The organism is Streptomyces sp. MZ04 (assembly GCF_004684775.1).
Lineage (GTDB): Bacteria > Actinomycetota > Actinomycetes > Streptomycetales > Streptomycetaceae > Streptomyces.
Window position 1 is genome coordinate 1 of the sequence record NZ_SRIC01000297.1, and the last position, 9,838, is coordinate 9,838.

9 protein-coding genes are annotated in these 9,838 nt (G+C 72.6%); 4 read left to right on the plus strand and 5 right to left on the minus strand.

What is annotated here, in order from left to right:
* Both E2651_RS36465 and rsmH read right to left on the minus strand, forming a co-directional pair.
* Positions 1-416 (minus strand): septum formation initiator family protein (locus E2651_RS36465; protein ID WP_209446336.1); only part of this gene is annotated, 416 nt, incomplete at its 3' end.
* A 41-nt stretch (positions 417-457) separates the two neighbouring features.
* Positions 458-1,414, minus strand: coding sequence for a 16S rRNA (cytosine(1402)-N(4))-methyltransferase RsmH (gene rsmH, locus E2651_RS36470; RefSeq protein WP_135335551.1), 957 nt, complete (start codon positions 1,412-1,414; stop codon positions 458-460).
* Positions 1,415-1,771: 357 nt separating this feature from the next.
* Between rsmH and E2651_RS36475 the strand changes: the two genes are divergently transcribed.
* The 4 genes from E2651_RS36475 (at position 1,772) to E2651_RS36490 (ending at position 7,471) form a co-directional block, all read left to right on the plus strand.
* The gene (locus E2651_RS36475; protein WP_135335552.1) at positions 1,772-2,395 is read left to right on the plus strand and encodes a carbonic anhydrase; all 624 of its coding nucleotides are present in this window, start codon (positions 1,772-1,774) and stop codon (positions 2,393-2,395) included.
* 225 nt (positions 2,396-2,620) lie between these two features.
* Positions 2,621-3,640, plus strand: coding sequence for a MoxR family ATPase (locus E2651_RS36480; protein ID WP_135335553.1), 1,020 nt, complete (start codon positions 2,621-2,623; stop codon positions 3,638-3,640).
* Entirely contained in the window at positions 3,640-5,004 is a 1,365-nt protein-coding gene (locus E2651_RS36485) for a DUF58 domain-containing protein (RefSeq protein ID WP_135335554.1), read from the plus strand. Before E2651_RS36480 ends, E2651_RS36485 begins: the two co-directional genes overlap by 1 nt.
* Before the next feature lie 43 nt (positions 5,005-5,047).
* Positions 5,048-7,471, plus strand: coding sequence for a DUF3488 and transglutaminase-like domain-containing protein (locus E2651_RS36490; RefSeq protein ID WP_135335555.1), 2,424 nt, complete (start codon positions 5,048-5,050; stop codon positions 7,469-7,471).
* 192 nt (positions 7,472-7,663) lie between these two features.
* Here E2651_RS36490 and E2651_RS36495 read toward each other — a convergent pair whose 3' ends face one another.
* The 3 genes from E2651_RS36495 to E2651_RS36505 all read right to left on the minus strand — a co-directional run.
* Complete coding sequence (locus E2651_RS36495) at positions 7,664-8,077, minus strand: DUF3040 domain-containing protein (RefSeq protein ID WP_135335556.1); 414 nt, start codon at positions 8,075-8,077, stop codon at positions 7,664-7,666.
* 274 nt (positions 8,078-8,351) lie between these two features.
* Positions 8,352-9,122, minus strand: a complete 771-nt coding sequence (locus E2651_RS36500; RefSeq protein WP_167829000.1) for a methyltransferase — start codon at positions 9,120-9,122, stop codon at positions 8,352-8,354.
* A gap of 222 nt (positions 9,123-9,344) precedes the next feature.
* Positions 9,345-9,838 (minus strand): SAV_6107 family HEPN domain-containing protein (locus tag E2651_RS36505; RefSeq protein ID WP_135335557.1); only part of this gene is annotated, 494 nt, incomplete at its 5' end.

Below are 9,838 nucleotides of genomic sequence, written 5' to 3' on the forward strand. Positions count from 1 at the left end.
GGGGAGGCCACCTCCTGGGGGCGCGGCTCGGGCAGCCGCAGCGCCGATGGCTGCGCGGCGGCTCCCGGGACGCCGCGCACGGTGCCGTCGGGGTTCAGGAAGGCCGGGTCGCCGCCGGGGACCATGCCGAGCTCACGGGCGCGGCGCTGGAGGGCGTCGGGGGCCGAGTAGGCGTCCACGTCCCGCTGGAGCTCCTGCTCCTGGTCGGTGAGCTCCGTCGTCTCCTTCTTGAGCTCGCTCAGCTGGAACGAGCCTTCGTTGAGCGAGGAGTTCAGGATCAGGAGCGTGATCAGGCCACCGCCGAGCAGCAGCACGACGAGCAGCACGAAGGGCGTACGGGCGGCCTGGGCCGGCCCCGACGGAAGGAGCTTCGCGAGCCGGGCGGCCCGCCCGCGCAGTTCGGGCTTCTTGCTCATGGGGCCTCCTCAGGACTCATGGGGCCTCCTCGGGGAGCCGCTCACGGCGCCTCCTCGCGGATGCGCTGCGCACCCCGCAGCCGTGCCGGGGCCGCCCGGCGGTTCTCGGCGACCTCTTCCTCGGTGGGGAGCTCCGCGCCGCGCGTGAGCAGCTTGAGCCGGGGCTGGTAGCGCTCGGGGACGACGGGCAGGCCGGGCGGCGCGGTGGTCGCGGCACCGGCCGCGAACACCTGCTTGACCAGGCGGTCCTCGAGCGAGTGGTACGAGAGGACGGCGATCCGGCCGCCGACGGCGAGCGCCTGCACGGCCGCCGGAATGGCCGACTCCAGGACGCTCAGCTCGCCGTTGACCTCGATGCGCAGCGCCTGGAAGGTGCGCTTGGCGGGGTTGCCGCCGGTGCGCTTGGCAGCCTGCGGCAGGGAGTCACGGATCAGCTCGACGAGCCGCGCGCTGTTGCTGAACGGCTCCTTGTCGCGCTCGCGCACGATGGCGCTGACGATCCGCTTGGCCTGCTTCTCCTCGCCGTACTGACGCAGGATCCGCACCAGCTCGCCCGGTGCGTACGTGTTGAGCACCTCGGCGGCGCTGACGCCGGTCGTCTGGTCCATGCGCATATCGAGGGGCGCGTCCTGCGCGTACGCGAATCCCCGGTCCGCCTCGTCGAGTTGCATCGAGGAGACGCCGAGGTCGAAGAGGACGCCCTGAACCTTCGGGATGCCGAGGCGGTCGAGCACGTCGGGCAGTTCGTCGTAGACCGCGTGCACCAGGGTGGCCCGGTCACCGAAGGGGGCGAGCCGCTCTCCGGAGAGGCGCAGCGCCTCCTTGTCGCGGTCGAGGCCGATGAGGCGGGCCGACGGGAAGGTGGAGAGCAGCGCCTCGCTGTGCCCGCCGAGGCCGAGGGTGCAGTCGACGACGACCGCTTCCGGCTGCGCGAGCGCCGGGGCCAACAGGTCCAGGCACCGCTGGAGCATCACCGGGACGTGTCGGGTCTGGCTCAAAGGGCCCTCTCAGGTCCGGCGCGGCGTTCGTACGCACCGCCGGGTCCCCGCCCGCTCGAGAAGGGGAACGGTCTGCTGGCGCCGGGGAAGTGGCGTCAGCCGACCGTGAGCGGGAGGAGGCCGAGCCGTACGTACGCGCCGCGCACGTGGGGGGATTCGGGGAATCCCCGGGGTGAACAGTCCAGCGGGGAACAGGTCACGTCTCCCACTTCGCGTCACTTTAGTCCACCCTGTCGCCCGGTCAATCAACTGGCCTGCGCGTCGCGGACGGGCCTTCGGAGGAGCCGCTCATCGGCTGCCGTCACCCGTTCGGGCGTAGCCGCTCCACCCCTGTGGGTTACCTCACAACAAGACTCAATGACGTTCTTTGTCCCTTCTCACAGCGGGCCCGAGCGATCAGTGACGACTACGGTCATAGTCATGTCGACTTCCGCATCCCCTACGGGCCACTCCCCCGCAGCGCCGATCGGTGACATAGCCACCGGCGGCACCGTCACGGACCGTCTCGTCGAGGCGAACCACCAGTACGCCGAAGGTTTCACCGATCCGGGGATGGACGCCCGCCCCGTCCTGCACGTCGCGGTCGTCGCCTGTATGGACGCCCGCCTCGACCTCCACGACGCGCTCGGCCTCGAGCTGGGCGACTGCCACACCATCCGCAACGCGGGCGGCGTGGTCACCGACGACGTCATCCGCTCCCTGACCATCAGCCAACGGGCTCTGGGCACCCAGAGCGTCGTCCTCGTCCACCACACCAACTGCGGTCTGGAGAGCCTCACCGAGGACTTCCGCCACGAGATCGAGCTGGAGGTCGGCCAGCGCCCCGCCTGGGCGGTGGAGGCCTTCCGCGATGTCGACCAGGACGTACGGCAGTCCATGCAGCGCGTGCGGACCTCGCCGTTCCTTCTGCACACGGACGATGTACGGGGATTCGTCTTCGATGTGACCACCGGTCTGCTGCGGGAGATCGACCCTGCGTAGTCGGCCCGGCTCGCCCCGGCCCGAGCCGGGGCGGCACCCGAAAGGCCGCAAGACCCGACATATCGCCGCCAGTTATCCACAGGCGAGTGACACAACCCGGTACGCCCAACAAGAATGCGGTGTGGGACATCGCGCTGAACCATTCACGCGTGGTGTCCGTTATTCGGGGTGGGCCGGGCCGCATACACATGCGTCGGCCCGGAGAACGTGTCCGAGGAGGGCCGGGTGACGACCTATGACGATCGAGCGAGCCTCACAGATCTGACGACCACAGCGGAGCGTGTCCGCAGGTCGGTGGAGGGTGTGATCGAGGGCAAGCCAGAGGTCGTACGGCTTTCGCTGACCGTGCTCCTCGCCGAGGGGCACTTGCTGATCGAGGATGTACCGGGCGTGGGCAAGACCATGCTCGCCAAGGCGCTGGCGCGGTCCATCGACTGCTCGGTGCGCCGCATCCAGTTCACGCCTGATCTGCTGCCGTCGGACATCACTGGTGTGTCCATTTTCGACCAGCAGCGCCGGGACTTCGAGTTCAAGCCCGGCGCGATCTTCGCGCAGATCGTGATCGGCGACGAGATCAACCGTGCGTCTCCGAAGACGCAGTCCGCGCTCCTGGAGTCCATGGAGGAGCGCCAGGTCACCATCGACGGGCAGACCTACGAACTGCCGAGCCCCTTCATGGTGGTGGCGACGCAGAACCCCGTCGAGATGGAGGGGACCTATCCGCTGCCCGAGGCGCAGCGCGACCGCTTCATGGCGCGCGTCTCGATCGGCTATCCGAACGCGGAGGCCGAGCTGCAGATGCTGGACGTGCACGGCGGCGTCTCGCCGCTCGACGACCTCCAGCCGGTGGCGCACGCGCACGACATCGTGAAGCTCATCGACGCGGTCCGAAAGGTCCATGTCGCCGACGCCGTGCGGCGGTACGCGGTCGAACTGGTCGCCGCGACCCGCAACCACCCGGAGCTGAGACTCGGCGCCTCACCGCGCGCGACGCTGCACCTGGTGCGGGCGGCCAAGGCCTCCGCGGCGCTCAGCGGCCGTGAGTTCGCCCTGCCGGACGATGTGCAGGCGCTGGCCGTCGCGGTGCTCGCGCACCGGCTGCTGCCCACGGCACAGGCCCAGTTGAACCGGCGTACGGCCGAATCGGTCGTCCTGGAGATCCTGCAGCGGACGCCGGTCCCGGCCGCCGCCCAGCCGAACAGCGGCTTCTTCGGTCAGCAGCCGCCCGGCGCACGGAGGCTGTGATGGCGGCCGGGGGGCCGCAGCCGGCGCAGGACGAGGAGGGCAAGGGCGGGCTGCGGACCGCGCTCGCGGGGCTGACCACGCGCGGGCGTTCGTTCCTCGCGGCCGGGATCGCCGCGGCCGTCTGCGCGTACGTCCTGGGGCAGAGCGATCTGCTCCGGGTCGGGCTGCTGCTCGCGGTGCTCCCGCTGGTGTGCGCGACGGTGCTGTACCGCACCCGCTATCGCGTGGCGGGCAGCCGCAGGCTCTCCCCCGCGCGCGTGCCCGCCAGTTCCGAGGCCCGCGTCCATCTGCGGATGGACAATGTCTCGCGGCTTCCCACGGGGCTCCTCATGCTCCAGGACCGGGTGCCGTACGTCCTGGGGCCGCGGCCCCGGTTCGTGCTCGACCGGGTGGAGGCGGGGGGCCGCCGTGAGGTGTCCTACCGGGTCCGCTCGGACCTGCGGGGGCGTTATCCCCTCGGTCCGCTCCAGCTGCGCCTGACGGACCCCTTCGGGATGTGCGAACTGACCCGCTCCTTCTCGACGTACGACACCTTGACGGTGATCCCGCGCGTGGAGGCGCTGCCTCCGGTTCGGCTCACCGGCGAGGCCAAGGGGTACGGCGACGGGCGGCACCGTTCACTGGCGCTCGCCGGCGAGGACGACGTGATCCCGCGCGGCTACCGCCACGGCGACGACCTGCGCCGCGTCCACTGGCGCTCCACGGCTCGCTACGGAGAGCTGATGGTGCGCCGCGAGGAGCAGCCGCAGCGGGCCCGCTGCACGGTGCTCCTGGACACCCGGGCGCTCGCCTTCCGGGGCGCGGGTCCCGACTCGGCCTTCGAGTGGGCGGTGTCGGGCACCGCGTCCGCCCTGGTGCACATGCTCGAACGGGGCTTCTCCGTAAGGCTGTTGACCGACACCGGGAACTCCGTTCCCGGCGAGGGCGCGGACGGTTTCGCGGGCGCGAGCCAGGAGTCGGCGGACGCCGCCGGACTGATGATGGACACCCTCGCCGTGGTCGACCACTCGGACGGCGCGGGGCTCTCGCGCGCGTACGACGTGCTGCGCGGCGGCAATGAAGGGCTGCTGATCGCCTTCCTCGGCGACCTGGACGAGGAGCAGGCGACGGTGGCCGCCAAGATGCGTCAGCGCAGTGGCGCGGCGGTCGCGTTCGTCCTGGACAGCACGGCCTGGGCGCAGGGCCCTGGAGGCGCCCCTGCGGGCCCCCGGGAGGAGCGGCTGCGGATGCTGCGCGAGGCGGGCTGGACGGCCGTGGCGGTGCCTCCAGGGACCGGTCTGGCGGACCTGTGGCGCCAGGCGGACCACCTGCGGGCGACGGCGGGCCCGGCTCCGACGGCGGGGACGACGGGAGGCTGGGCATGACCCAGGGCGCCCGGAACACACGTACGACAACGGGGGGACGCTCATGAGTGGGCGCGCGCGACTGGCGCTCAGTGCCACGGCGGCCACACTGATGGCGTCGGGGGCGCTGATTCCGCTCGTCGATCCGGCGACGTGGTTCGTCCAGGCGGCGATCCTGCTCGCACTGCAGAGCGGCGTGGGCGCGCTCACCCGGCGGGTGCCGCTCGCCAGGCCGGTCACGGTCGCCGTGCAGGCCCTGGTGACGCTGCTCCTGCTGACCCTGGTGTTCGCCCGCGAACAGGCGATCGCCGGGGTTCTTCCCGGGCCGGACGTGTTCCGGGAGTTCGGTCTTCTGCTGGAGGCGGGCGGCGACGACGTCGGGCAGTACGCGATCCCGGCGCCGCTCAGCGACGGCATCCGGCTGATGCTGGTCGGCGGCGTCCTGGTGATCGGCCTCGCGGTGGACGCCCTCGCGGTGACGTTCCGTACGGCGGCTCCGGCGGGGCTGCCGCTGCTGGCGCTGTACTCGGTCGCGGCGGGCCTCTCCGGAGACGGCGCGGGATGGCTGTGGTTCCTGCTGGCGGCCGTCGGCTATCTGCTGCTGCTCCTCGCGGAGGGCCGGGACCGGCTGTCGCAGTGGGGGCGCGTCTTCGGGGGCGCGGCGCGCGGTCCCGGCCGGATCTCGGGGGGCCTGGAGAGCGACAGCGGCGCGGTCGCCCCGATCCGCACGGGGCGGCGCATCGGCGCGGTGGCGCTGGGCATCGCCCTGGTGGTGCCGATCGGCCTGCCCGCCCTGGACGGCGGGCTCCTCGACGGTTCCGGCGGCCCCGGAGGCTCGGGTTCCGGCGGTGGCGGCACGATCTCCGCGGTGAATCCGCTGGTCGCGCTGCAGGACAGCCTGAACGAGCCGGACGACCGCGAGGTCATCTCGTACAAGACGAACGCCGAGTCGACCGAGAACATGTATCTGCGGATCGTCTCGCTCGACCAGTTCGACGGGACGACGTGGAAGACCACCGTCCGGCGCATCCAGGACGTGCCGTCGCGGCTCGACGACCCGCCGGGGCTCTCCCCCGACGTGCCGAGGACGGAGATCCAGACCAACATCTCGGCCGCCGACAGCTATGCGCAGAACTGGCTGCCGATGCCCTACCCGGCGAGCGAGGTCGACATCAGCGGCCGCTGGCGGTACGAGCCGGTGGGGCGCGCCCTCGTCGGTGACCGCGGGCAGACGACGCGTGGTGCGCAGTACGAGGTCAAGAGCCTGGTCGTGGAGCCGACGGCCGCGCAGCTCGCCAACGCGCCCGAGGCGCCCGAGGCCCTGCGGCGCGAGTTCACCAAGGTGCCCGACTCGCTGCCCCCGGTGGTGTCGACGGAGGCGCGCAAGATCACCAAGGGTGCGTCGAGCGACTACGAGAAGGCGGTCAAGCTCCAGGACTGGTTCGCGTCGGAGGGCGGCTTCACCTACAACACGCAGGTGCGTGCGGGCAGCGGCCCGGCGGCGATCGCCCGCTTCCTGGAGCAGAAGGAGGGCTTCTGCGTCCACTTCTCGTTCGCCATGGCGTCGATGGCGCGGACGCTGGGCATCCCGGCGCGCGTCGCGGTGGGCTTCACGCCCGGCGCGGCCCAGGCCAACGGATCGATGTCGGTCGGCCTGCGGGACGCGCACGCCTGGCCCGAGCTGTACTTCGAGGGCGTGGGCTGGACCCGCTTCGAGCCGACGCCGAACCGTGGCACGGTGCCGGACTACACCCGCTCGGACACCCCGTCCGACGATGCGAGCGACCCCGCGGCGCCGGAGCCGACGCAGTCCACCAAGCCGTCCAGCGAGCCCTCGGCGTCCGCGAGCTGCCCGGCCGACCAGCAGAAGCAGGGCGGCTGTGCGAGCTCGGCGCCTGCGATCGCGGGCGGTTCGGGTGACGACGGGCCGCCGCTCGGCATGATCCTGGCCGTGACGCTCGGGGCGCTGGTGGCCATCGCGGTGCCGCTGCTTCCGATGCTGTGGCGCAAGCGGATCCGGGCGGTGCGCCTGGGCTCTCCGGGCCGGACGCCCGAGGAGGCGTCCGCGCGGACGCTCGCCGCCTGGCTCGAAGTGACCGATACGGCCTGGGACCACGGCATCACGCCGGACGAGTCGCAGACGCCGCGCAAGGCGGCGGCCCGGATCGTCCGTGTCGGGCAGCTGGGCGCGGCGCCGGCGGAATCCGTCCATCGCCTCGCGGCGGCGGTCGAGCAGGTGCTCTACGCGCCGCGTCCCCAGCCGACGCCCGGCCTGGCCGACGACGTCCATCGTGTACGTGACGGGCTGCGGGCCACGTCGAGCCGCCCGGCCCGGCTGCGGGCGACGCTCGCGCCGCGTTCGGCCGCACGGGTGGTGTGGGCCGTGTCGGAGCGCTGGGCGACGGCCAGGGCCCGGTGGGCCGAGCGGGCGGCCAAGCGCTGGGCGTCCCTGCGGAGGCCGTCTCGGCCGTCCGGGCAGGAGGGCTGAGCTGAGGGGCCCTGCGGCGCTTGAGAGATGGGTAAGGGGTGACCGCCCTGGGCGGTCACCCCTTACGCATGCCACCCCTTACGCATGCCACTGGATTCACATGGCCCGCAGAGCCCCGGACGCACGTCAGCCGTCAGCCCCAATGAGGCTGACGGCTGACGAAAAAAGATCAGTTGGGGGAAACCCAGAAGTTCACTGCCCCTGTTGCTCGTCGCGGCGGCGCTGCCACCGCTCCTCGATCCGGTGCATCATCGACCGGCGTTGCCTGGTCTGCCGACGGGCTGGAGCGCCGCCCGGCGCCGTGGCCGCACCTGCGGCCGGCTGTTCGCCGGGCTTGGGCGCCTTGCGCCATCCGGTGACCGCGAGCACCGCACATCCCAGCATGACGAGGAATCCCACCACGCTGACCCAGATCTGCTGGGCGACCATTCCGGCCATGAGAAGGGCGATACCCACAAGGAAGCCCGCGACCGCTTGGTAGACCCGTCGCCGGGTGTACGTACGCAGCCCGCTTCCCTCGAGCGCTGTCGCGAACTTGGGATCTTCGGCGTACAGCGCTCGCTCCATCTGCTCGAGCATGCGCTGCTCGTGCTCCGAGAGCGGCACGGAGTCCTCCTCATCGTGCAGTCGCCGGGGCGACCGGGGGTCCCCTTCAGGATAGGCAGGGAATCGCCCCCGTGAAACCCGCCCCTCTGCGCCAACTTCGCCAAACCGGACCGCCCTGCCGCTCCGGCTCGCTGAAGCGTGCATTCCCCAGCTGCCGGTCCGGCATGCCGGACGGTCTGCCTCGATCATACGGCGCCCGTAGCCCGTTCGGAGGGTGTGTGCCGTACTCCATGCGCCGCTGCGCCGCTGATCAGCGGGACCGCCAGGGCAAACGTCAGGCCTCGTCGGCATCCCCGGTCTCACCGAGCACATGCAGCTGGGTGGCCACGGCGTGGAAGGCGGCCAGTTCGGCGGCGGCCGCCTCGAGCTTGAGGAGGGCCTCCAGGGCGCCGGGCTCGGTGTCCACCAGGACGCCGGGGACGAGGTCGGCGAAGACCCGCACTCCGTGCACCGCGCCGACCCGCACACCCGCGGCCTCGACCAGGCCGGTGAGCTGCTCGGCGGTGAACCGCCGGGGCACGGGGTCGCCGTCGCCCCAGCGTCCCGCCGGGTCGCCGAGCGCCTGCCTGGCCTCGGTGAAGTGCCCGGCGAGCGCCCTGGCGATGACGGCTCCGCCGAGGCCCGCGGCGAGCAGGCTCAGGGTGCCGGAGGGGCGCAGCGCGCCGACGGCGTTGCGTACGCCCTCGGCGGGGTCGTCCACGTACTCCAGGACGCCGTGGCACAGCACGGCGTCGTACCCGCCGCGCTCCACCACGTCGAACAGGCCGTGTACGTCGCCCTGGACACCGCGCACGCGGTCGGCGACGCCGGCCTCGGCGGCCCGGCGCTCGAGGGCGAAGAGCGCGTTCGGACTGGGGTCGACGACGGTGACGTGGTGGCCGAGGCGGGCGACGGGCACGGCGAAGTTGCCGCTGCCGCCCCCGGTGTCGAGCACGTCGAGCGACTCGCGGCCCGTGGCCTTGACCCGGCGGTCGAGAGCGTCCTTGAGGACCTCCCAGACCACGGCGGTACGGAGAGAAGCGCGGGGGCGCATCGGGTCCGACACGGCAGTTGACTCCTCGGCGCGTCCACCGCGTGGTCCGCGGCGGAGCTAGGGGGGTTCCCTCCCCTCGGCCCTTGGGCGGCGGAGGAGGGTGCGGGCGTTCCCACCCTATTGCCTTCGGCCGACTGCCCCGTCACCCCTGCCGCACCCGTCCCGTCACCCGTCCCGCAGCCGTCCCGTGGCGCGGACCGCGCTGGTCACGGCCACCCGGGCACGCCCCGGCCGTCAGCCCGCGTCCGGCGGCTCCTGCCTGGGCTGGGGCAGCACGGGCTGCAGCACCAGCATCCGCTCGACCAGGCGCAGGAACATCGCCGCGTCGCGCAGCAGGTCGTCGGCGTCACGGGTGGTGGCCGCGCCCTGTATGCCCGCCTCGGCGCGGGCCCTGCGCGCCGCGCCCGAGGCGAACAGGGCGCTCCACTCCGTCAGTTCGGGCGCTATCTCCGGGAGCACTTCCCAGGCGCTGCGGATCCGCTGCCTGCGGCGCGGTGTCGTCTCGGGGCGGCCGCGGGCGGCGAGGACGGCGGCCGCGGTGCGCAGGGCGGCGAGGTGGGCCGTGGCATAGCGCTCGTTCGAGGTCTCCAGGTGCGCCGTCTCGTCGAGTCCGGCGCGGGCCTGGGCGAGCAGTTCGAGTGCGGCGGGCGGGGCCGTGGCCCGGCGCAGGACGGGGTGGACGTCGCTCGCCGGGCCGGTCGCCGATGCGGCGGGGCCGGGCGGTGAGC